At 55.8% G+C, this 23385-nt stretch carries 18 protein-coding genes; 12 read left to right on the plus strand and 6 right to left on the minus strand.

The annotated features are described in order from the left end of the window. Positions 1-62 precede the first annotated feature (62 nt). From Pla100_RS01690 to Pla100_RS01700, 3 genes are read left to right on the plus strand one after another with little or no spacing between them, the layout of a single operon-like run. Positions 63-722, plus strand: coding sequence for a sigma-70 family RNA polymerase sigma factor (locus Pla100_RS01690; RefSeq protein ID WP_146575945.1), 660 nt, complete (start codon positions 63-65; stop codon positions 720-722). After that, positions 719-3124: a protein kinase domain-containing protein gene (locus Pla100_RS01695; protein WP_146575946.1), complete on the plus strand. Its 2406-nt coding sequence runs from the start codon at positions 719-721 to the stop codon at positions 3122-3124. The genes Pla100_RS01690 and Pla100_RS01695 overlap by 4 nt, the downstream gene beginning before the upstream one ends. Further along, entirely contained in the window at positions 3121-4206 is a 1086-nt protein-coding gene (locus tag Pla100_RS01700) for a hypothetical protein (protein WP_146575947.1), read from the plus strand. The genes Pla100_RS01695 and Pla100_RS01700 overlap by 4 nt, the downstream gene beginning before the upstream one ends. A gap of 132 nt (positions 4207-4338) precedes the next feature. Here Pla100_RS01700 and Pla100_RS01705 read toward each other — a convergent pair whose 3' ends face one another. Both Pla100_RS01705 and Pla100_RS01710 read right to left on the minus strand, forming a co-directional pair. Further along, positions 4339-6735: a serine/threonine protein kinase gene (locus Pla100_RS01705; protein ID WP_146575948.1), complete on the minus strand. Its 2397-nt coding sequence runs from the start codon at positions 6733-6735 to the stop codon at positions 4339-4341. After that, complete coding sequence (locus Pla100_RS01710; RefSeq protein WP_146575949.1) at positions 6732-7304, minus strand: ECF-type sigma factor; 573 nt, start codon at positions 7302-7304, stop codon at positions 6732-6734. Before Pla100_RS01710 ends, Pla100_RS01705 begins: the two co-directional genes overlap by 4 nt. A 195-nt stretch (positions 7305-7499) precedes the next feature. Here Pla100_RS01710 and Pla100_RS01715 point away from each other — a divergent pair, with 195 nt between their 5' ends. From Pla100_RS01715 to Pla100_RS01740, 6 genes are all read left to right on the plus strand, one after another. Beyond that, positions 7500-8309, plus strand: coding sequence for an EF-hand domain-containing protein (locus Pla100_RS01715; protein ID WP_146575950.1), 810 nt, complete (start codon positions 7500-7502; stop codon positions 8307-8309). 37 nt (positions 8310-8346) lie between these two features. Further along, on the plus strand, positions 8347-9597 hold the full coding sequence (locus Pla100_RS01720; RefSeq protein ID WP_146575951.1) for an outer membrane protein assembly factor BamB family protein: 1251 nt from the start codon (positions 8347-8349) through the stop codon (positions 9595-9597). A 72-nt stretch (positions 9598-9669) separates the two neighbouring features. After that, complete coding sequence (locus tag Pla100_RS01725; RefSeq protein ID WP_146575952.1) at positions 9670-11451, plus strand: CotH kinase family protein; 1782 nt, start codon at positions 9670-9672, stop codon at positions 11449-11451. Positions 11452-11579: 128 nt separating this feature from the next. Then, a complete protein-coding gene (locus Pla100_RS01730) occupies positions 11580-12086 on the plus strand; it encodes a DUF4956 domain-containing protein (protein ID WP_146575953.1) in 507 nt (168 codons plus the stop codon). Next, entirely contained in the window at positions 12083-13888 is a 1806-nt protein-coding gene (locus Pla100_RS01735; RefSeq protein ID WP_146575954.1) for a purine-cytosine permease family protein, read from the plus strand. Before Pla100_RS01730 ends, Pla100_RS01735 begins: the two co-directional genes overlap by 4 nt. After that, on the plus strand, positions 13885-15378 hold the full coding sequence (locus tag Pla100_RS01740; protein ID WP_146575955.1) for a mannitol dehydrogenase family protein: 1494 nt from the start codon (positions 13885-13887) through the stop codon (positions 15376-15378). Before Pla100_RS01735 ends, Pla100_RS01740 begins: the two co-directional genes overlap by 4 nt. Positions 15379-15428: 50 nt before the next feature. Here Pla100_RS01740 and Pla100_RS01745 read toward each other — a convergent pair whose 3' ends face one another. The 4 genes from Pla100_RS01745 to Pla100_RS01760 form a co-directional block, all read right to left on the minus strand. Beyond that, on the minus strand, positions 15429-16670 hold the full coding sequence (locus Pla100_RS01745) for a di-heme oxidoredictase family protein (protein ID WP_231602555.1): 1242 nt from the start codon (positions 16668-16670) through the stop codon (positions 15429-15431). A gap of 569 nt (positions 16671-17239) precedes the next feature. After that, positions 17240-17887 (minus strand): hypothetical protein, encoded by a 648-nt coding sequence (locus Pla100_RS01750; protein WP_146575957.1) that lies wholly within the window; start codon positions 17885-17887, stop codon positions 17240-17242. Positions 17888-17978: 91 nt separating this feature from the next. Next, positions 17979-19757 carry a matrixin family metalloprotease gene (locus tag Pla100_RS01755; RefSeq protein WP_146575958.1) on the minus strand — a complete coding sequence of 593 codons (1779 nt, stop codon included), beginning with the start codon at positions 19755-19757 and terminating at the stop codon, positions 17979-17981. A gap of 117 nt (positions 19758-19874) precedes the next feature. After that, entirely contained in the window at positions 19875-20348 is a 474-nt protein-coding gene (locus Pla100_RS01760) for a hypothetical protein (RefSeq protein WP_146575959.1), read from the minus strand. A 196-nt stretch (positions 20349-20544) separates the two neighbouring features. Between Pla100_RS01760 and Pla100_RS01765 the strand changes: the two genes are divergently transcribed. The 3 genes from Pla100_RS01765 to Pla100_RS01775 all read left to right on the plus strand — a co-directional run bounded on the left by Pla100_RS01765 (position 20545) and on the right by Pla100_RS01775 (position 23376). Beyond that, a complete protein-coding gene (locus Pla100_RS01765) occupies positions 20545-21297 on the plus strand; it encodes an NAD(P)H-binding protein (RefSeq protein ID WP_146575960.1) in 753 nt (250 codons plus the stop codon). Between the two features lie 571 nt (positions 21298-21868). After that, positions 21869-22390: a sigma-70 family RNA polymerase sigma factor gene (locus Pla100_RS01770; RefSeq protein ID WP_146575961.1), complete on the plus strand. Its 522-nt coding sequence runs from the start codon at positions 21869-21871 to the stop codon at positions 22388-22390. After that, entirely contained in the window at positions 22351-23376 is a 1026-nt protein-coding gene (locus Pla100_RS01775) for an anti-sigma factor (RefSeq protein ID WP_231602557.1), read from the plus strand. The genes Pla100_RS01770 and Pla100_RS01775 overlap by 40 nt, the downstream gene beginning before the upstream one ends. Positions 23377-23385: the final 9 nt, after the last annotated feature.

Below are 23385 nucleotides of genomic sequence, written 5' to 3' on the forward strand. Positions count from 1 at the left end.
CGGCGAAGAAATGACGCATTGATCTTCGGTGGGTTCTCCTCTTCTCGACCCGACAGAAAAGCATGTCCATAGACTCAATCGACCAATCCCAAACCAACGAAGCTGTGAGCGAAAAGATCGCCGCCGTTCGCGGAGGCGATGCGCAATCGCTCGGAAGCTTGTTGCTGCTCTATCAGAACTACTTGGCTATTCTGGCGACGACTCAGCTTGATCAGCGGCTGCGTCGCCGGATGAGTACGTCGGATCTGGTCCAAGAAACGATGCTGGCCGCTCATCGCGACTTCGGCCAATTTCTCGGCACAAGCGAAGGCGAACTCATGGCGTGGCTGCGTCAGATCCTGAGCCATTGCCTAAGCCACGCGATTGAGAAAAACGTGTATGCGAAGAAGCGGGACATTCGCCGAGAGGTGGCACTGGATCACGTTGCGAAACGACTCGACGACAGCATGGCGAGGCTTTCGCACATGGTCACCGACAAGGCTGCGTCGCCGAGCGAAGTGATGATGCGTCGCGAACTGGCTGCTGAGCTTTCCGATCAGCTTGCGAAGCTGAAAGAGAGCTATCGTGACGTGATCGTGTATCGAAATTTGCAGGGTCTATCGTTCGATGAGATTGCTCAGCGGATGGAGATCAAGTCTGGGGCGGCACGCATGTTGTGGGTTCGCGCGATCGCCAAGTTTAAAGAGGTTGCTCAAGTAGACGACAACGGAGCCGCATCATGATTTCACTTGGTAATCACAGTTCGCTTATCGACGACGACGAACCCGACTTCATGGGCGGCTTGACGGACGATCAAAAAGAGCGGATCGGCGAGCTGCTTGAGCAGTACCTTGGCGCAATGGAATCGGGTGTGCCGCCTACTGTTGAACAACTCACGCGATCGGCTCCCGAGCTTCGCGAGCCGTTACGTGTTTGCGTTGGTGGATTAGAGAGTCTGCACCGGATGGCTGGCGGGGAATCAGCGTCATCAGCGATCAGAGACAACCAAAGCGACAACAATCAACTCGGCGACTTCGTGCTTCACGAAACCATCGGCCGTGGCGGCATGGGCGTCGTTTATCGTGCGACTCAACAGTCGTTAAATCGAACGGTTGCCGTGAAGATCCTTCCTTTGGCATCAGTGCTCGATCCGCGTCAATTGACGCGTTTCCAGCACGAAGCGGAGGCGGCGGCTGGCTTACAGCATCCCAACATTGTTCCCGTTCATGCGATCGGTTACGAACGTGGGGTCCATTTCTTTGCGATGAGATACATCAACGGTCAGTCGTTGGAACAATGGATTGAGCAGCGTCGAGATAGCGACACGAATGACTGGCAAACGGCGGTTCGCTATGCCATCCAGGGCGCCGAAGGACTACAAGCAGCGCACGAATACGGCATCATTCATCGCGACATCAAGCCATCAAACTTGTTGCTCGATCAACGTGATAACGTTTGGATCGCCGATTTCGGACTCGCTCGAATTCAAAACGACCCATCGGTGACGGGACCGTCCGACGTGGTCGGGACTGCTCGCTACATGAGTCCCGAACAGGCACGTGGAGAATCGGCGATCGTTGACGGTCGTACCGACATCTATGCGCTCGCCGCGACGTTACAGGAGATGTTGGCATTGAACCCGAATCACGCAATTAGCGTGGGTCGCATGCCGCGTGATCTCGAGACGGTCATCTCAAAAGCGATGTCGCTGCGACGTGATGACCGCTACGAAACGGCGATGCACTTCGCCGATGATTTGCGGCGAGTGCTGGCAGGAGAGCCCACAATCGCTCGCCCTCCGACTTTGATCGACCGCTTGGTTCGGCAGGCCGCCAAACACCGAATTGCCGTTATCGCTACCGTGATCGTTGGCAGTCTGACGCTCGCCGGTCTCGCGGTGGGCACGACGATGCTCGCGGCTGAAAAACGAGTCTCCGATGCTTTGTTGATTCAATCACAGCAAGATCGGGCGATCACGCGCGAAGCCGTCGATCGTCTGGGAATGCAAATTGCGGAATTGCTCGCGGACATTCCTGCGGCTGATTCCGTGCGTCATCGGCTGCTGACAGAAACGCTCGATTACTACCAACGAATTGCGAACGCGGGCACCATCGCTAGTGCAGACGATCAGCAACGTTTGGACCTAGCGGTCACGTATGGAAAGATCGGTTTGTTTCAAAGCGAACTTGGTCAGCCGGGGAACGCGACCCATTCCTTGCGAGAATCCGAACGTCTTTACGCGGAACTCGCAGGAAATACGCCAGACGACGGTGAGCTGAACCTTCAATGGTCAATCAGCCAGAACAATCTCGGTCTGCAGCTTACTGAGTCCGGCGAATTTGAAACCGCGTCGATGTGGTTTGCCCGCGCGATCTCGATTCAAAAGCAACTTGGGAATTCAATCGAATTGGCCAGGACACTCAACAACCTCGGCGGCATGTTGGCCGACGCCGGTAACCCAGTTGAATCTCAACGGACATACGAGCGGGCGTTGAGCTTGCTTGGCAGCGAAAGTGTTGCTCTGCGATCGACCCTTCAATCAAATCTCGCCGGACTGCTGACCAGCCGCGATCCGGTCCGGGCGGCGGCGTTGGCGAAGGAATCTCTAACGCTCCATTTGGAAAAGTTACAGCAAGATTCGAGCGATCCTAAACTCGCGACTCAGGTTCTACTGACGCTGAATACGCTAGCCGAGGCGCAAACGGCAACGGGAGAGTATCACGAGGCGAGCAACTCACTTCGCCAAGCGGTTGCCATCGGAACCCAACTCCACAACCGATGGCCGGATCATCCGAGCTACCGCCGTGATCTGGCCCTCAGTCTAAATCAACTCGGACTCTCGCTCTCAGGGGCCGGCGAGCTCACTGCTGCCCGCGAAGCGTTGCATCAAGCCGCCACGCATGGACGGCGACTTCGCGAAACGGTTTCGCAGACCGCCGAGGTCGAAAACATGCTCGGCGGCATTCTCAACAATTTGGCGTTCGTTGCCGCGAAAATCGGCGATCGCACGGTAGCACAAGAAGTCTATGCCGACGCAATCAAGCATCAGCAACGTGCAATCGCATTGGCTCCGCAAAACCAGAAGTACCAAGCCACACTTAAAACGCAAGAGATCAACCTCTCCAAAGTCGGAGGCGAATCATGAACGACCACGATGGCACTCGTGTCCTGCGTATCGAACCGCTTGAAAAACGATCACTGTTGGCCGGCAATCTATTTGGCGGCGACGACTTGAGGATCAACCTGTTCGGTCACGATACGCGAGGCGATGATCAATCGCGAATTTTAGATAGCGATCGCTCGCAACAAGTCGCGGCAAATATTCCGAACAATCGTCAACCCACTCGCATCGTCGCCGACGCGACGACGATTCCGCCGCGACAGGACTCGCCCGCTCGTCCCCCACTGTTTGTCGTCGTCGAAGCAGCACCTCTATCCGCCACGACAGTTCCCGATGTCGAGCAGCGAAGATCTCAAGCCCCAGCCGATGCAGTCATCGACACGGCGATTGCAGCGTTCACAACCGACGAGGTCACAGAAGCAGCAGACGGAATTGTTGAAGACGATCTCTTGCTTCGCGAAGAGCGTCAAGAATCACATTCGGCTCCAATCGCAACGTCGGGCACTCTAACCGATCTCCGTTCCGGTATAAGCCGTATTCAAGTTGCACCGATCGAGCGTGACGGTGGACTCATCGAACTGTCACCGTTGGAATTTGATCTTTCTGAAGACGGCTCGCGAGATAAGTCTGAACCTTGGCAGATCGGGGCCGACATCTTGCCCAAGATCCGATCCGCCCTGGAGCAAACGACTGATTTGCACGGTCAGGTCGTCGACGCTGCCATCGCGTCGTGGTTTGGTGGGAACGCTGGAAGTGGCGGCATGATTGCGGTGGATCAGTTCAATCTTCCTCAATCAGTATTCGACACAGCGATTGAGTGGATCGATGTTGCTCTTAAGTCGGATTTGAAGCTGCACCGCTCGTTGGGCATGATTGCCGGCGGATCGATGCCGCCAATTTCCGATGTCACGCTAGACGCCATCATGGCGTCGTTAGCCGAGATCGCAGATTCGCAAACGCAACCGATCAGCAGTATTCATCGCTTTGAAGTTCCGACGGTCGCATACCCAGCGATTGCGATTCTAACGACTGTTGCGATTGCGGCGAGAAGAAAACGCTACGAGGGAAAGGGCGAGGGAATTGGCGATCTACCAGTGAGGGTATAAACGCAGAGGACGCGTTGGCGCAGAGAGCCGCAGAGGAAGTATTGATTGAGAAGGGTTTACAAAATTTAAGTGCTGGGCGTTCTTCTCTGCGTCTTTGTGACCTCTGCGTTAAAAACTCCCTCCCCCAAAAAACTACTGTCGCAGACGGTGATTTGCTTCGGCTTGCAACACCTCGAATTCGGCAAGATCAAACCACGGAGCGCCGGCAAAGCGATCGGTGGTACCTGTTTGTGCTTGAAGTTCGTCAGCGATTTCGTGGGCCTGTTTAAGCTGCTCACGAGCCTCGTCCTTTTTGCCTTCGCTCGCATACGCCATCGCTAGAGGTGCATGGAGCAAGAACGGATTCGGCCATCGCATCTCCGCCGCAGTCTCAAAACGCTCGATCGCTCGCTCATTATCGCCTGCTCGCAAATGAGCAAGGCCCGATATGTAGATTTGCACGGGGCGGGGCAACGGGACGATCAAGTCCAAGGGTGACGGGTTTGGACCGCCGAGGAACCCGTCGTCTCGTGGTGGTGGGCGGCGATCGTTAGGCCGCGGCGGAGGCTCGCGACGCGAAGGGTCACGTCTAGTTTCGCTGTCTCGTGGTCCTCGTCCACGAGTTCCCGGCTCCGGGGGTCCTGGCTCCGGGGGTCCGGGTCCACGGTGCGGCAATGCGAGCACTCGGTCGGTCCATTCTGCGAGTTGTTGGTAGTGCTGGTCGCTCAGAACATTGCCGCTGATCAAACCATTGCGAATCCATTCCCATCGTAACTGTTCGGCTTCGGACGTAGTGGACGAGGCAACGGGTCCTGTCCCCGCAGATTCCAGTTCGGACTCAAGGGGCTCATTGCCTCGTCCATTATCAAAAACCTCCGACAGGCGTTCACTGAAACGCTTGAAGTATTGGGTAGTCGCTTGATCATTGTCACTCAGTTCAAACAGAGCCGGCACACCCCACCACTGCGGCGTGTCGGTGGCCGCTCCCAATTTGAGTGCCTCGGCGAAGTCGTCGGCCGCTTCGCTCCAACGTTGCTGGCGTGCGAAATACTGGCCGCGACTTACCCATGGCAAGTAGTAGCTCGGCTGTTGTGATACCGCTTCATCAAATGCCGCTTCCGCCGCGTCCAATTGATTGTTGCCTGCCAGTGACTCACCGCGAGCGACCAACTCGTTTGCAATTGTCACCTTTTCCGCGAACGATTCAACTTCGTGAAGTGCGGCTTCCTTTTGATCACGTTCCCAGACCGCTCGTCGCATCTGCCACACGCTAGCCGCGAGTCCGCCGGTCAAGATCAACAGTATTAACGTCGCAGTTGCGAGGGCAACGCGATAACGCCGCGCGAACTTGGACAGACGGTAAATCGTACTCGGCGGTCGAGCTTCAATCGGTTCCTGACGCAAATACCGTCGGACGTCGTCGGCCAACGCGATCGCTGAGGGGTAGCGGCGACTGCGATCCTTCTCTAGTGACCGCATTACGATCCAGTCGACATCGCCACGCAGTGTCGACGACAATCGCGAAGGCTCAACGCGTCGGGACGACGAAATGGTCGTCATGCGTTCGCCCAGCGTCGTCAACCGTTGACTCGGCCGCGGCGGTTCTTCTTCTCGGATGATTCGTCGCCACTCGTCGAGTCCTGCGCTGTCCAGCCGCTCGCGATCAAACGGAGTCGCACCAGCCATCAATTCATATAGCAGCACGCCGAGTGAATAGATGTCGCTGCGAGTGTCGACGTCCAGACCGCTCATCTCCGCCTGCTCGGGGCTCATGTAAAGAGGCGTTCCGATCATCGAAAAAAAGCGAGTGTAGATTGTCTTATCGGTCAACGATTGGCCGATCGCTTTGGCGACACCGAAGTCGATTACCTTGACGACTGGTTTGTCATCGTGAAGCGTGACCATGACGTTGGATGGCTTGATGTCCCGGTGAATCACGCCTTTTTGATGAGCATGGTGCACGGCCCCGCAAACATCGGAGAAGATATTCAGCCGAGCATTTATCTCAAGACGATGGTTGTCGCAGAATTCCGTGATAGGAACTCCACGAACCAATTCCATTACGAAATACGGTCGTCCGTCGCCGGTCACTCCCGCGTCGAAAACCTGCGCGATGTTGGGATGGTTCATCATGGCGATCGCCTGTCGCTCGGCTTCAAACCGTGCGATCACTTCCTTGGAACCCATCGAGGGTTTGACGATCTTCAACGCGACTTTGCGTCGGACCGGACTCTCTTGTTGGGCGACAAACACGAGGCCGAATCCGCCTTCACCGATCTGTTCCATCAGCAGGTAGGGACCGATCTTCATGCCGATGTGCTCGATCGATTCGATCGGAGAGGACAAGATCGTTGACGCCAACCTCACGCCACCCACGATGGGATGGTCCAACATGTTCTGCGTTTGGTCGTGGGCGGCCAGCAATGCATCGACGGCTGCTCGCAGTTCGGTATCTCCACCGCAGGCTGATTGAAGATAGGCCTCTCGTTCCTGCGGACTTTCCTCTTCGATCGCCTGAATGAAGATCGCTCGTTGGGCCGCACGGTTCATGATCCGCCCGCGTCTGACATTTCGTTTTGCAACCAAGCTCTCGCGTACGCCCAATTCCGCTTGGTCGTTCGTGGCGAAACGCCCAACACCTCGGCGGTTTCGTCGATGGTCATGCCGGTGAAGTAGCGCAGTTCGACCAGCTTGACCAATTGAGGGTCCTCGTCGGCGAGCTTTGTCAGAGCCTCATCCAGGCTCAGCAAATCTTCGAGGTCGTCTGGCTTTGCGATCGCACAATCGTCGCCGAGCTCATGCCGGACAAAATCCCCACCACGTTTGTCTCGACCCCGACGTCGAGCGTTGTCGATCAAAATACGTCGCATCGCTTCAGCCGCGGCGGCAAAAAAATGTCCACGTCCTTCCCATTGCTGCTTGTCCTCGCCACCTACCAGTCGCATGAACGCTTCGTGGACCAGGGCGGTCGGCTGCAACGTCAGACCCGCTTTTTCTTGCTTCATCTTGCTTGAGGCGAGTCGACGTAGTTCTTCATAGACGAGCGGCAGCAGCTCGGCGGCGGCTTGTCGATCACCGTTTTCGATGGCGGAAAGGACTTGGGTAACGTCGTTGTTCATGAGGCCATTGTAGATGTCGATTGCGGATCACGAAGCCCGGCTTCGCGAAGCAATGCGACATCGCGTGTTCATGAGGGCCAGACTTTGCACGAATAATTCCGAATAGAAAAACTTTTGAACCTTTGGCCCGCCATGAATCATTTTGTCGCATGAATAGCCGAGCGTCCATTTCTCTTCTTCAGCACGGAAAATACGATGAAAATTCGACATGCACTATCAATGTCCGCCATTCTTCTGGCGGCTCCCGGTATCGCACTGGCACAACCGCCCGGTGGTGGTCGAGGCCCAAACGGTCACGGGGCCATAGGAGGCCCCAATGGCCCACGCGAACACGGCGAACACGGTCACGGCCCAGGCGGCTCTCCATTGGAGACCATGAGTCGCATGTTTGACCAAGTCGACGCCGACGGCGACGGTTCGATCACCAAAGCCGAACTCGAAGTCGCTTTGAATAATGAACGTCGTGAGATGGGCCGTCGTGAAGATGGGCCACCGCCAAGAGGCGAGCAGCTAAGTGGTGAACAACCAAGAGGCCAACGGGGCAACGATCAAGCAAGTCATCGTCCACCACGTGAAGGTGACAGCCAAGACGGACGCGGAGAATTCGCTCGCCGCGATGACCGAGGACGGCGCGGTGAGCAAGGTCAGCCCGGTGATCAAGAACGTCCGAGCGAACGAACGGAGGGTGGCAGTCCCGGCGAACATCGTGGTCCTGGCGAGCATCGTGGACCAGGTGGACCTCCTCCTAAACCCGGTCAGGTGATGCCCGACTTCGTTGTCGATTCTTTGAACATGACCGCAGAGCAAAAGGACCAACTCGCCAAGCTGCAAGCCGACGTCGACAATCGACTCGCGGCGATCCTGACCGATGAACAAAAGCGACAAATCGAAGAGCATCAAGCCCACGGCCCGCATGGTGAAGGTGGACCGCCACGCGAAGATCGAGGCCCCGGCCATGGTAGCGACCGCCCAGATCGTCCAGACCGCCCGCAACGGCCTCAGTAGTTGACGCCACGACACGTAACCTCTCTCAAGCAAAAACATGCGACACTCCATCTTCAGCTTTCTCTTTCTATTGATCTCTCCATCGTTGGCATCAGCCGGCGATTGGCCTCAGTTCCTTGGTCCTGATGGTCGCGCCCGTTCATCCGAATCGGTGCCGAAGTCTTGGAGCGATTCAGAGAATCTGAAATGGAAGGTCGACCTTCCTGGGACCGGTTCATCCAGCCCCATCGTGATCGGTGACCGGATCATCGTGACGTGCTACGTCAGCGAGCCTGACCCGAAGCGTCAAGTCCTGTGCTTCGACAAGAGCAGTGGCCAACATCTCTGGTCCGTCGATTTCCCGATCGACTATCGCGAAGACGGGTATCAGGGTTACATCACCGAACACGGTTACGCCAGCAACACACCGGTGTCCGATGGAAAAGATGTGTTTGTCTTCCTCGGCAAAGGTGGCGTGCATTCGATCAGCCTGGATGGCGAGAAGAAGTGGAGTGTGGACATCGGCAAAGAGTCCAGCAATCGCCAGTGGGGTTCGGCGGCAAGTCTATTGCTGTTCGGCGATACGGTCATCGTCAACGCGGCCGAAGAGTCGCGAGCCATTATCACCCTGAACAAAGCCACCGGTGAAGAAGTCTGGCGACAGGAAGCGAACATGCTGGAGTTGACCTACGGCACGCCTCGCATTGTGTCGCTCGCCGACGGCGAGCACGAACTTGTCATCAGCGTTCCGTCGGAAATTTGGTCACTCAATCCGATGACCGGCAAGTTGAAGTGGTACGCCAGTTCGCCGATGACTGGCAACGTTTCGCCATCGGTGATCGTCGACGAAGAAACCGTCTACAGCTTCGGTGGATACCGAGCGTCAGGCAGCATCGCGATTCGCGCCGGTGGCAAGGACGACGTCAGCGACTCGCACGTTCGATGGACCAACCGCTCCAGTTCGTACGTTGCGACACCGCTGTTGCATGACGGTCGCTTTTACTGGATCGACGATCGCGGCATCGCCTACAGCACCCTGGCAGACGATGGCGAAGTGATTTATCGCGAGAGAGTGACGAACCTGGAAAGCGGTCGTCCTGTTTACGCGTCACCGGTGTTGATCGGCGACAAGATATACGTCGTCACTCGCCGCAGCGGAACGTTGGTGTACGAACCAGGCGATGCGTTCCAACCAATCGCACAAAACAAGTTCGCGAACGACGAAACCGACTTCAATGCATCCCCCGCCGTCAGCGACGGAAGACTCTACCTGCGAAGCAATCAATCGCTCTACTGCGTGGCTCAATAAACGGGTCGTGCGGACACCAACCTCATTCACTTAAGAACTGTTTCCTCAATCGACTCACGAAGGTCTGCGTCCATGGTGCGAAGATACTCATCTGCTCAAGCGATTCTATTACCGGGCATCGTTCTATGTTCACTCGCTTATTCAACGACGGTTTCGTCCCAACCGCCAAACTTCCAAGGTGGTGGTCCGGGCGGCGAAGATCGTGAGGTTCTGGAACAGTTTGACACGGACGATAACGGTTGGCTTGATCTTGAAGAACGCGAGCGAGCTAGAACCTTTTTGAAAGAGAACCAGCCGGAGCGGCGTGGTCCTGGTGGGCCGGGCTTCGGCGGTCCTGGTTTTGGTGGACCCGGTTTTGGTGGACCCGGTGGCCCGCGAGGCGGTGGCGCGCCTGATGGCGGGCGTGGGTTTGGGCCACCGCCCGGTTTTGGTGGACCGGACCTCGGTGGGCGTGGATTCGGTGGACCCAACGGTCCCGATGGTCCACAAGACGGCGGACGTCGCGGTCGCGGTGGGCCTCCCGGAATGGGTGGCGATCGCCCGGAGGCGAGCGAAGGCCAGCGAGTGGAGAAATCTTCAGTCGCTCCGCTGCAAAATGACCTCTACGACACAACCGTTCTTCGGACAATTTTCGTCGACTTTGAAAACGCTGACTGGGAAATTGAACTCGAAGATTTTCATGGCACCGATGTCGATGTCGCGGCCACGCTGACTGTTGACGGTAAGACCTACCCGAATGTCGGTATTCACTTTCGCGGTGCGTCATCCTACGGAATGGTGCCAGCCGGTTACAAACGGTCACTGAACGTGTCGATGGACATGGCTGACGATGATCAACGATTGCTCGGGTACAAGACGCTGAACTTGCTCAACGGTGCCAGCGACAATTCGATGATGAGCACCGTGTTGTATTCGCACATTGCTCGCAGCTACATGCCTGCGCCCAAAGCCAACTTCGTTCGCGTCGTCATCAACGGAGAGAACTGGGGTGTCTACACCAATGTCCAGCAGTTCAATAAAGATTTCTTAAAAGAAAACTATGACTCCAGCAAAGGAACACGCTGGAAAGTTTCCGGGTCGCCTCGCGGAGGCGGCGGATTGGATTATCGCGGCCAAGACCCGTCAGCATACGATCATCCTTACGAACAAAAGTCCGCCGGCAAGAAGGCGAAGGCCAAGTTGATTGAGTTGTGCCGGGTGTTAGAAGAAACGCCGACCGAAACATTGCCGGACGCACTCGAACTGATCGTCGACGTCGACGAATTATTGTGGTTCCTAGCATTGGATGTTTCGCTGATCAACTCCGATGGTTACTGGGTCCGCGCTAGCGATTACAGCATTTTCCTAGACAAGAAAGATCAGTTCCACTTCATCCCACACGATATGAACGAAGCGTTTCGTGGTGCCGGCGGAGGGCCGGGCGGTCGTCGCGGTGGACCAGGTGGCGGGTTTGGCAGACCTGATTCCGAGATAGCTGAGCGTGACGACCGACCGCGAACCGCGCCGCTGGAACTGGATCCGATGATCGCAGCGGAGGACTCCGACAAGCCGCTGCGAAGCAAAGTGCTGGCGGTGCCAAAGTACCGCGAACAGTACCTCGCGAATGTTCGCCAGATCGCGGAAGAATCACTCGACTGGAATAACATCGGCCCTTTCGTTCAAACGCAAGCGAACTTGATTGACGACGCGGTCAAAACAGAAACTCGCAAACTGGGCAGCTATGAATCGTTTCGATCTGCCGTTTCGTCGGCAGTGATTAAGAAAGAAGACGAAACGGTCCAACCGGGGCGCGGCCACGGCAGCATGAATTTAAAAGAGTTTTTCGACGGACGTCGCGCCTATTTGCTGAAGTAGTCAGCCGACGGAGGTAGTAGTCGCGGTGAAGATTTTCCAATGCGAAGGGTTCGCAGCCTCGTCCACTACACCAAAGCATAACTTGGCGTCATCTCATCCAACCATTAACGCATCAATGAAGCCTCAGCATGGAGTTCCTCGAAGTCCCCCTATTTGACGACGACCTGTTCAAGCTTGGGGTGCGATTCATATTCAACATGACTTTCATGGTGCTCCTCTTGCGTCTGGCAATCATGCCACGACTGAAGGACAAAAGTGATTTTGCGTTCACCGCTGCGATGATGAATATGATGGTATTCTTCATCTGCTTTACCTTGAAAAAGTTGGAAATTGAACTCGGCATGGCGATCGGGCTGTTCGCCATCTTTGGGGTACTGCGATTTCGCACCGACACGATTCGCACCAAGGAGATGACGTATCTATTCATCTTGATCGGCATCGCCGTCATCAATGCGTTGTCGAACAAGAAAACCAGCTACGCCGAACTGATCGTGGTCAATCTTGTCATCTTGATCGGCAGTATTGTCATGGAACAAGTCGTTCGCAAACCGACGAAACTGCCTAAGCCGGGCAAAAGCGACGCCTCTGACCCTCTCGTTTCGGATAAGATGGCTTCGGAAGGAGATACACCATGACGGCGACAAGCTTCACACCGAACATCGCCGAGATCGATCCTGAACAATTGCCGATACCGGAGCACAAGCTGCACGGGTGGACGCACTTTGCGGGGCTGTACGCAGGTGAGCATGTCGCGGCGACAGAATTTGTCATTGGAGCGACATTCGTTGCCCTCGGTGCAACGACGATGGACATTCTCGTCGGCTTGTTGATCGGGAATGTCCTTGCCATTTTAAGCTGGACACTGATTACGACGCCGATCGCGGTGCAAACACGCCTAAGTCTTTACACCTATCTGCACAAGATCGCCGGCGACTCGATGAGCGATCTGTATAACGCCGCCAACGTGCTGATCTTTACGGTGATCTCAGCTGCGATGATCACGGTCTCCTGCACCGCGGTTCGATTGCTGTTTGACATTCCCGCTCAATTGGAATGGTATCCGACCAGCAGCCTGTTCGTGTTGGTTGTCCTTGGCGTCGGCATGATTGTGGTTCTGGTGGCGATGTATGGGTTCAATGCCGTCGCCGAGTTCTCGGGACTGTGCGGCCCGTGGCTGATCGTGATGTTCATCAGCGGTGCGTTGGCGCTTTTTCCTGCTCTAGCCGATGCGGTGATCGGACAGACTCAGCTCACTGGATTCGCTGACTTTATTGCGATCGGTGACCAATCCATCTGGACGGGTGTCAATAGCGCGGGCGACCCCGGCATTGGTTTGTTGGAAGTAATCGGTTTCGCTTGGGCAGCCAACACGATCACTCACTTCGGTCTGATCGACATGGCGTTATTGCGTTACGCCCGGAAAACGGTGTACGGACTTTGCACCAGTGCCGGCATGTTGTTTGGCCACTACATCGCCTGGATCGCTGCTGGCATCATGGGTGCGGGCACCGCCGTCCTGCTCAAGTCAACGATCGTTGAACTCGATCCCGGCGACGTCGCTTACCGAGCATTGGGATTGTCGGGCTACGTCATCGTCATCGTTGCCGGATGGACGACCGCCAACGCGAACCTGTACCGCGCCGGCCTCGCCGCCCAAGCGATCTTCCATCGGCATTCACGAAAGAAAGTCACCTTCGCCGTCGGTGTCGCAACGGTCGCGATCGCGTGCTTCCCGTTTGTTTACAAACAGATCTTACCGCTGCTGACCTACGCGGGGTTGATTGTCGTGCCCGTCGGCGGAATCGTCTTTGCCGAGCACGTCATCTTTCCACGAATCGGGCTGACTCGATATTGGTCCAAGTACCGCGAGCTTCGTAGCGGACGAGGTGACAAGTCTCCCGCCGAAGGACTCGCATCTTCGTCCACCAAGGTCGGGTTCGCCGACAAGCTCGCCACCGCGAACAAGGCGGCAATCGCATCATGGGCCATCGGCTTGGTGTTTGGGTTTGGACTGAATTATCTGCAAGTGATGTCGTTCTTCTACCTGTTCCTTCCGACCTGGGCATTCACCATCGCCCTGTACACGTTCCTGGCAAGTCGATCCGGTGCGGCGGAAAGCTACCCGGCCGAAGAATCCGCCGAGCAAAAGTTGAACGTGGCGATCCGCGAATTCCAATCCGAACAAGCCATCGCCCAAGGTGAACCTGTCCACGACAAATCGGTGTTTTCAAAAATCCTGCACACTGTCGGCTGGATCGCATTGGCGGTGACGTTGATTCAAGCATTGATTGTGATGTTCGGCAGCGGCGACATGGCCGCCTACGAACGCAACGTCGGCGTTTTCTACACCTGGGGATTTGTCTGCACGATCGTGTACTTCGGTTCCTCGTACTGGGCATTGCAACGCACGAAAAAACTTAACCGAATCCAAACATGAACGAACCAATCAAGCTGAATCAAAGCAATCTTTCGCAGTTCCCCCGCGAGATCTCGCGTCCGACGTACGACCGCAGTCGACTGACCACCGGCATCGTTCATGTGGGTGTTGGTGGCTTCCATCGGGCGCACGAAGCGTTCTATACCGACTTGCTGCTCCAATCCGAAGACGCTTCGCAGTGGGGCATCTGTGGCGTTGGACTGCGTGAAGCCGATCGGCGGATGGCGACGATCCTGGGACAGCAAGACTATCTATACACGCTAATCGTCAAACATCCCGATGGTAAAGTGGAAACGAAGGTGATCGGATCCATCGTTGACTTCCTGTTGGGCGTCGACGATCCGGGGGCTGTCATCGACCGGATGGCCGCCCCTGAGACCAAAATCGTTTCGCTGACGATCACCGAAGGCGGTTACAACGTGGACGCCGAAACGGGTGAGTTCGACATTTCGAATCCTGACGTCCAGTACGACATCGAACATCCGTCAACTCCTCGACTTGTGTTTGGATACTTAGCGGCGGCACTGAAGAAACGCCGTGAAGCTGGTCTACCCGCGTTCACGGTCCAATCGTGTGACAACGTTCAACACAACGGCGATTTGATCCATAAGATCCTGGTCGCCTTTGCACGGCTGCAGGATGCCGAGCTCGCCCAGTGGATCGACAAAGAAGTTTGCTTTCCCAACGCGATGGTCGATCGCATCGCGCCGGTGACTACCGAATCAGACATCGAGTTCCTGCGAACCAAGTTCAATGTCGATGACGGGTGGCCGGTCGTCTGCGAGCCGTTTCGCCAATGGGTTATCGAAGACAGTTTTTCAGCGGGCCGCCCGAACTGGCAAAATCATGATGCCCAGTTTGTCGAGGATGTGAAGCCCTACGAAGAGATGAAGTTGAGACTACTCAACGCTGGTCACTCCGTGCTTGGAATTCTTGGCAGCGTGTTCGGTTACCAGACGATCGACGAATGCGTCCGCGACGATCTGTTTAGCAAATACCTCCGGAAGTTCTTCGACGTCGAGGCAACGCCCGTGTTGGATGCTGTGGAAGGAATCGACCTTGACGCGTACAAAGCGACGTTGATTGAGCGATTTGGCAACCCAAGTATCCGGGATAACCTCGCCAGAATTTGCTTGGAAAGCTCTAGCAAGCTACCGGTCTTCCTCATTCCCACGATCCGCAAAAACCTCGCCGACGGTGGCAGCATTCGTTACGCGGCTCTGGTGATTGCGGCGTGGTGTTATTACAGCGACAATCACGCCGACCGTCACGGCCAACCTCTCGAAGTGACGGACACTTTGAAAGACGAACTGCACGAGGCAGCGAAGGCAACCAGCAACGATCGTTTATCATTCATGAAAGTCAAACAGGTGTTTGGTGATCTCGCCAACGATGAACGATTTGCGGAAACCTACACCGAAATGATCGACCGAGTGTATCGCGATCCCGATGTAACCGACCACATGCGTGAAGTCATCGGTGGTCGGTAATAGACCCGTCTGGCAACTTGTTTTCGGAGACTTGGTCGTACAATTGACGATCAGTCCAACGGTGCCTTCAGGCTTCCCAAAAAGATTAGTAATAATTCTTTCTGGTCTTCATTGAGCCTGAGATAGTTTCGCTTGGATTCATCTGCTTCGCCGCCATGCCATTGGATCGCATCGGTCAAAGATTTGGCGCGTCCGTCGTGAAGATAGGGTTCCGAATCCGCGACACCCCATAGCGGCGGCGTTTTCCATTCCCGCTGAAGTGCATCCCATGAAAATCGGTGTCGACCATTCAGATCAGCTTGGTTGAATTCGCCACGCGGAAACCGCGGTTGCTCGGGGTAGTCCATGGCAATTGGCTGAGGCGTCCCCGCTGGAACTAAGGAGCTGACAACTCTTGGGGTTGAACGTCTGCGATTGGGCGGTGGCCCAAGACGGTCATACGGAGACTCGGTACGGTAGGGCGGAGACAGGCTGCGATAAGATGACGTCTCGCCACGGCCATATCGACTCTGGTAAGGACTCGCAGGTGCAGTTGAACTCGTGTTAATTAACTGGTGCGCCGGAGCCGGAAATGGATCTTGCAGCTCAGGCCCCATGTCGTGCAACAACAAATCGCTATAAATGCCACCTGCGGGTGGCAGATCAGCGATGTGACAAGCGGCGCATCCAACGGTGCTGAAAACGCGTTCTCCTCGGCGAACCCGTTTGCGGTCTTCCATGGTTAGCAATTGTTTGGTGGGGGCAGGCAGGTCAGCGACGTAGCTCGTTAGATCCGCGACTTGCTCCATCGAAATATCAGGGGCCAAGCTGACGTAACGGGGGTCTGCCGGATCATTGGCTTGTCGAGCGGTGTTGGCCACGTTCAACCCCAACTCTGACGCACAAGCCCCTGCAACAAAGTCGGACAAGGTACTGACTTGGCCCCGCCAACCATACTTCCCGGCCACTCGGCCAGAGATGGTACCACCGGACGACCGTGCCTGGGCAAGCGAAACTGCTTTCAAACGATTCATGGAAATCCTCTCGATATCGCCCATGCCATGCAGCGGCGGTGAGTTGCGTTGACTGAGGTAGTAGTCGAGCGTTCCATGTCGCCCAGCAACCACCGGTTGATTCGCGATTGCATCAACGGTCCGCTCTTCCGAGTTGAACCACTCTGGCGACAAACCGTTAGGCACGCCGACGGACAATCGTTGACGGATGAACTCATAGCCGGGCCGTGTCGAGAGGTCATGAACGATGGTGTTCAACGACAGCGCATTGCCGGACACCAGTCCCGGAAAGAAATCCATGACTGAGTTTGCGGCAGGTCCGTGGCCGCCACGGTCAGTCGGCTGAGCAACGAATGGTGAGCGTGGGTCAACCGTAATCTGGGTCACATTGTGAGTTACTCCCGAAGCGCCGCCGCCAGGGTGACACGCTGCACAAGAGACTGCGTTGTGCAGCGGCCCAAGTCCATCGGCTGGGAGCATGGACGTCAGCTCCCGGTTGTCGTCGCGGGGTTGCGGACGTGGACCGCGCCCCCTAACTCGACCGTGTCCTCGAGTGCTCTGGGGTGGCATCCCACGCATTGAATCAAATTCCGTGAACGTCGGTGCCCGCTCCACGAATTCCCACTCTCGCTCAAACAACTCACGACCAGCATTCGCATCCTGGGCAATCGCCTGAGGGGCACTAATCAACGCCAAGACCAGGAACCCAGCCAATGCGTCCCGATAATTGTCACCCATGAGAATGTTCCTCGGCAATACTCGAATAGTGAAGCGGAAAAGCGGCGCAGCAATCCCTAATAAGTAGGGACGAAAACCGTTTGCAAATTGAACGCTCGCGGGCGTCGTCCACTACCTTCCAATGCTAAGACTCATGGTGGCGGATTGAGAATCGCATCGAGCGTTGTGCCCTTCGGCAAATCCAACATGCCATGGTCAGTCAGACGATCCAGTTCTTGGTAGCGGATGTCGACCAAGGAGGTCACTTTTTTGAATGCGTCCTGGACGTGCTCCTTCGCCGATTGCTGAAACGGTGCCTTCTCGGACAGCAGCTTCTTGAACAGCTTTTCATGTCGTGGGTCACTCGAAATTCGTACATGATCGAGTTCATGCAACACCAGCCAATTCGTCCAGAACGTCTCAGTGTGGGGACGCTCGCGGAACCAAACGATGTGGTCACAGGTGAGTCCGCGGCGACCCAAACGGATCGTTGTCACCATGTGCTGACGATTGCCTCGCCGCTGCACTCGACTTTGGGTGTGAAAGTCATAGCTCATTTTGTAAACGGTCAGCGCACCCAGGCGACGCCCGTTTGGCATCGTCATCGACGATGGTTTTTCCTGCGGGCCGTAGCAAAATCGAACGTCCGCCTGTTTCAGCAGTTCTGTTATTTCGGAGGGTGGTTGAGGCAGCTCGGAAAGCTCGATCGAGCCGGATTGTGCGAATGCGTTCGGCAAGTTGACGAGACAAATGGCCGCCAACGTGAAAGCTGCAATCGCTGCGAATCGGCGTTGTATCATTCTCCGTGGCTTAGCTGGAGGAAGAAAATGATCCTGGATGGACTCGTGACCTCGTCCATTGGAGTTCTTGACGGACTCGTGACCTCGTTCTCTACGAAGAAAAACGGAATCGGCCCCGGCCAATGGAGGCAAAGACGGCATCAGATGCTCGGTGAGCGTGGCGATGCGAGCGGCGTTGGAAATTGCTTCGCCCGAGTCCCTCTTCTTCGATCAACGTATCGAGTTCATCCAATGATATCCCACCGTCCTCATTCGCGTCGGCCCCTGAAATCTTTGACCAACGACGCTCGCCTACCTCGTCTTCCATCAACAGTCCATCACCATCAGAGTCCTTGGCGTCGAACGCTGCTTGCCTCGCCGAGGCGATCAGGGTATCCAGTTCGGCGATGGTTACAAGTCCATCCGCATCCGAATCACCTTCCAAGTCAGTCAGCTTTGACCACAGCCGTTCGGATACCTCGTCTTCGGAAATTGCAGCGTCTTCGTTGGTGTCAAATCGACTGACGAAGGCTTCTGCATCGCCGGCGAAAAGTCCAGCGTTGAGAATCCCACCGTGACGATGTCGGTGCTCATGTGAGTCTTGCTCATCGTCGCTCTCCTCGACCTCATCTTCGTCATCCATTTCTTCGACCGGATCGTCGGTCATAGGGTCTTCCAAGTCGGTGTCATCCGAATCGTCAATGACACCGCCGTCATCAATTGGGTCGGTGGTGTCCCCGGCATCATCGACCTCATCAGCCGGAGTTTCCGAATCGTCAACGGCATCAACCGATTCGTCGTCCAGTTCCTCAATGGTTTCGGCGTCTTCGTCAGTAGATGACTCATCGGTGGCATCAACATCATCCACTGTCGTAACCGAGGCGAGTGTCCTTGCGTTGCCACGATTGAGAGAATTGATAACCGTCAACGCATCCAATGCCGTGATTGAACCATCGCCGTTAACGTCACTCAGGCCGACGGTTTCAACTTCCGACAGATTCGTCAACTGGCTCGGGGACGACTGGTTGAGCTGGTTAATCACCATCAAAGCATCCAATGCCGACGTGTGGTTGTCACCATTGACATCCGTTGTATTGACGTAGTTGTAGTCAACCAACTCCGCGTACAGCCGTCCACCAAAGCGGTGCCAGCGTCCGCCGCGTCGCCAGCGACTACGAGTAAACGGATCATCATCCGTATCGCCGGGATCGTTGGCATCGTTATCGTCGTCACTGGTGTCGGTTCCCTGGTCTGTTGGGGTTTCGTCGACTGGGTCGTCCACTATGGGCGTATCGTCGACATCGGACGTTAGCGATGCATCAGCTGCTGCGTACAGCTCTTGGACGATCGCGGCATCGAAGTCGCTGAGAGTGTCGAACGATTGATTCGCTGAAACGAACGGAGCCAGCACGCTGCCGATGCCTTCGTGGTGGTCGAGTCCCAATGAGTGGCCGATTTCGTGAACGGCGACCCAAACGAGATCGAAGGCACGGTTGCCGAGCGAGTTGCCGACTTCCCACGCCTCCGACACGTCAAACTGAATGTCGCCGGCGATCCGAGCCGGATTGATGTCGTCAGGGAAATACGCCTGAGCGAGTGTGCCGGCGCGTCCGTCAATGTTGACGAAGGAAATGTCGATGGAATCGCGCAGCCCGGTTTGATCGGTCGGCGTGAAAGTGATGTCCGCAGCACTGGACCAAGCTTCAAATGCCGTCTCAATGGCGGCATTGGTTTCAGCTTGTGACAGGGAGCTAGGCGATCCGTTGATGGTGTAGGTCAGCTCAGCGCTGCCCAATCCAGGACCATCCCAACCAAAACTGGCCGCAAGAACGCGTCGAGCTTCGAGGGGCTGAAAAGAGAGTCGGCGACGTTTCTTGGAACGGAATTTCATAGTTTTGGTTTCGCTTGCAGGAATGTTTTGGGGCGGCGTGTCGTAGTGGACGAGGCAACGAGTCCTTCCGTTCGGGACTCGTTGCCTCGTCCACTACGTCAAACTAAACGGCTTCCGTTACTCAAACGGGTAGGTTTCACGAACCGTGGACGCCAACATCACGCCGCTTTCGTTGCCGCTAAGCTCGCCTTCGAGTTCAGCCGCACGCTTCGCCTTCAAAGCCGCGATCCGGTCCGCTCGTTTCACGCGTTTGGCTTCCGCACGAGCCAAACGCATCGCTTGAATGCTCTGCTGTTGCTCATAGCGGGCGACGGCCGCTTGCTGCATCTGCTGTTGCCGCATCGCGATCAACTGACGCTGCTGGGCCAACGATTGCTGTTGATACGCAAGTTGCCGTTGCGACGCAAAATTGTTTGAAGAACTCGCAAACGAGTTCAGTGGGGTGAACGATCCAGTCGCCAGAGACGTATCGCCGGGGCTGCCACCTCCGCGTCCACCGCGTGAGCATTGGGCCTGAGCATCTTCGGCCGCAACCAGCGTTAGGGCTGCGAAAGCCGCAAGCATTGAGATTCGTTTGATGTTCGATGACATGGAAGGTGTCCCTGTGCGAAAAGAAGAGAAGTGTGAAGGGAATCACGATATTCCCCCGTAGTTGAAGGACGTTTCGCTCGCGCCGCTGTCACACTTCAGTTCGCAGTTCTCGCAATGAGTCGTGACATCCCACAACAAAACTCGTCCTTAGAAGTTGGAGGCGGCAAATCTCATCCTCATCAAACGAGTCGGAACCATGGTTGCTTTCAATGAATCCAACGTCGGTCAGCCAACCGGCGCACAGCTTTTTCGCGGCCAGTCACGCGGCAATTTCGACTTGGTCGACCGTGAGGTCATCGGCATCCTGGGGGCTGATTGCCCGCTCGGCGAGCAGATTGTCGCAATTTCACTGCGTTGTGGCTACGAAGTTCAAGCGTTGACTCAGGGAGAACTCGGCAGTTCGCCCGACAAAGACCTTCGAGTCTTGGCCAGCAAAACGTTTGACGCTCGTCATATCCAAACGGTCGTCCGAGGCAGCACCTGTGTGATCAACCTTTGCAACGTCAGTCACCCGCATTCGGATCCACAACACCCCAGCAGCGAGTCAATCACTCGAAACGCTTTGGCGTCGATGAAGAACGCTCGTTCGGGTCGCTATCTCTGCGTGACTCACCAAAGCGTTCGCTCGCCCGGTGACGCTCGTTTCATCTCTCACGGTTTTGGATCTCGATACCTTTGGCCGTTGACTCATCGCGGGCGTTATCATGATTTGCAAAAGGAAGCCGATCTGCTCGCTCGATCAAGCATGGACTGGACGCTAGTTCGATGCCCGACGATCAAGACTGTCGCAAGCTTTGGCACCATCAGCGTCGATCGTCATCGACCGACCGGTAAATTCGTTTCACGCGATCGACTAGCGAGGTACCTCGTGCATCTCAAAGACAGCGAGTTGTACAGGCGAGAGGCAATGTTTGTCGCAAGTCAATCGCCACAGGTTCGGTACGCATGACACGGTCAGAAAGCCGAAACGAAGACGACTTGCTTTCGCAATAGGTTGCGAGGTCACTCCGGCGTTACGGGTACCCAACTATTTCGGTCGTCGACGTTGGTGACCGAAAGGTTTAGCTATCCGGTTCGACTGAAAACGCCGACGACCGCGCACTACTCGTGGCCATTGCCCGCACTGTACCGGGAGTCGCAAGTGTTACATTCATATGAGCAACGTCGAGCTGGGGGTCGTTGTATAGAATGCAGGCTGCATAAAGAAAGTTGACAGGAATGCAGGGCAAGTTGACGCAGCGACGCGATAGAGGAATACGAAAAGCGGCTGCATTGGATTGTCCAATGCAGCCGTGGCGTGATTTCAGTTGTTGCGGACGACTATTCTTCTTCACACTCGTAAGTTGGCGGCCAATCGTCAAGGATGCCGGGATAGGTGGACCAGTCTTCGCCCCAATCTCCCGGATGCACGAGCGGGAAAGTCATCAAACGCGAAACTTTCTGGAAAAGCGAAAAAAGCTTGTCATGAAACGGGGTGTGCGGATAAGTAACCATGTAGGCACTTTCTCCGTGGAGCTATTTTGGACGAAACGACCCGACAAGCGACTCGACAATGGACGTTGGCCCAGCCAGCGGTCTCGGCATTTGTTGCTTCGGCGGTGCGTGACTTCCGTGATCGCGACGATGTGCTTCAAAACGTGGCCATCGCCGTGATCGAATCTTACGAATCCTACGACGCGAATTCGCCGTTTGTCCCTTGGGCGATCGGAATCGCCAAACGACAAGTCGGGTTGTACCTGCGACGCCGAGGCCGCGATCCGCTGGTTTTTGACGACGACGCGGTCGCTTGTCTTGCGCTCGCTTTCGACGAAGAAGCCCAAGCACGGTCAGCGGCATTTGATTTCCTCGCGGACTGCATCGGTCGGCTGGACGGTCGAGCAAGAACGCTGATTGATTTGCGATATCGTGACGACCGAAAACCGGCTGCGATCGCATCTCAGTTAGACATGACACCGAACTCGGTGGCAAAAGCGCTGCAGCGGATCCGAGATCAATTGAGAGAATGCATCCACCAAAAATCATTCGAGGCAGACATCCAGTGAGCGTTAATTACGAAGACTTGATTGACCGCTACTTCGACGATTCACTTTCGAGTGAGCAGCTGGCTCAATTGAACGAGTGGATAAAGTCGGACCCAAAGAATGCGAGGCAATTCGCGTCCCGCGCGATGCTGCATGATCGACTGCGTAGCGAATTGGCCGTCGCTGACGAGGTTGCGAAAGTCGTGCTTCCCAGCCAGTCGCAGTCAATGACACGCCGACGCTGGCCGTTTGCTCTTGCGTCGACCGCCTGTGCGGTACTGCTGGCCGTTTCGCTGCTGTGGCAAGCCGTCGATGCGCCTTCGGCGTCGGCCGCGATGACTGAATTGAATCGAATCATTGAGGCAAGCAAAATGTCCGTCGATCGCACGTTTGTGATTTCAGTTTTGGATGCAGTCGTCCCGCCAAAACATCAAGATCGTCGTTCGCCCGAACGTGGCCGCCCTCCCAAGCCTTCGCTTGAAGGCGCAGTCCTTGATGTGCGTGGACCGGATCAGTTCGTTCTGGGGCGAAAGACCGCGACGGGCGAGTGGTTCATCACGGGCAGAAACGAGACGACAAGTTGGGCAATTCGACCTGATGGGCCAGTTCGATACAGCGACGATTTGGCGGAGTTCGCCCGCGATCTTCCAGGGCATGAAGACGGATTGCCAATCAATAATCTGAGTGACGGATTGGAAGCGTTGCGGACCGCCTACGACTTGGAATTGGCCTCGGTATCGGACACTGAATCGTCTGCAAAAAACGATGGTGGGACCATTCGGCGGATGATTGCTCGCAAGAAGCCCGGTTTTCGCGGTGCCGAGCGAATTGAGATCGTCTACGACGACGCAAGCGGCCAAATCAGTGAGTTGCGATTCGATCAGATGTCATACGGTCCTCAGCAGATTTCATTGAAGATGACCGCAGTTGAAGAACAGGCATTTCCCGAAAACTACTTTGACCATTCACACCACCACGGTCCCGAACGTGTCGTGGAGTTTGAGTGATGGCAATGA

It is taken from the genome of Neorhodopirellula pilleata (assembly GCF_007859915.1).
GTDB classification, from domain to species: domain Bacteria; phylum Planctomycetota; class Planctomycetia; order Pirellulales; family Pirellulaceae; genus Rhodopirellula; species Rhodopirellula pilleata.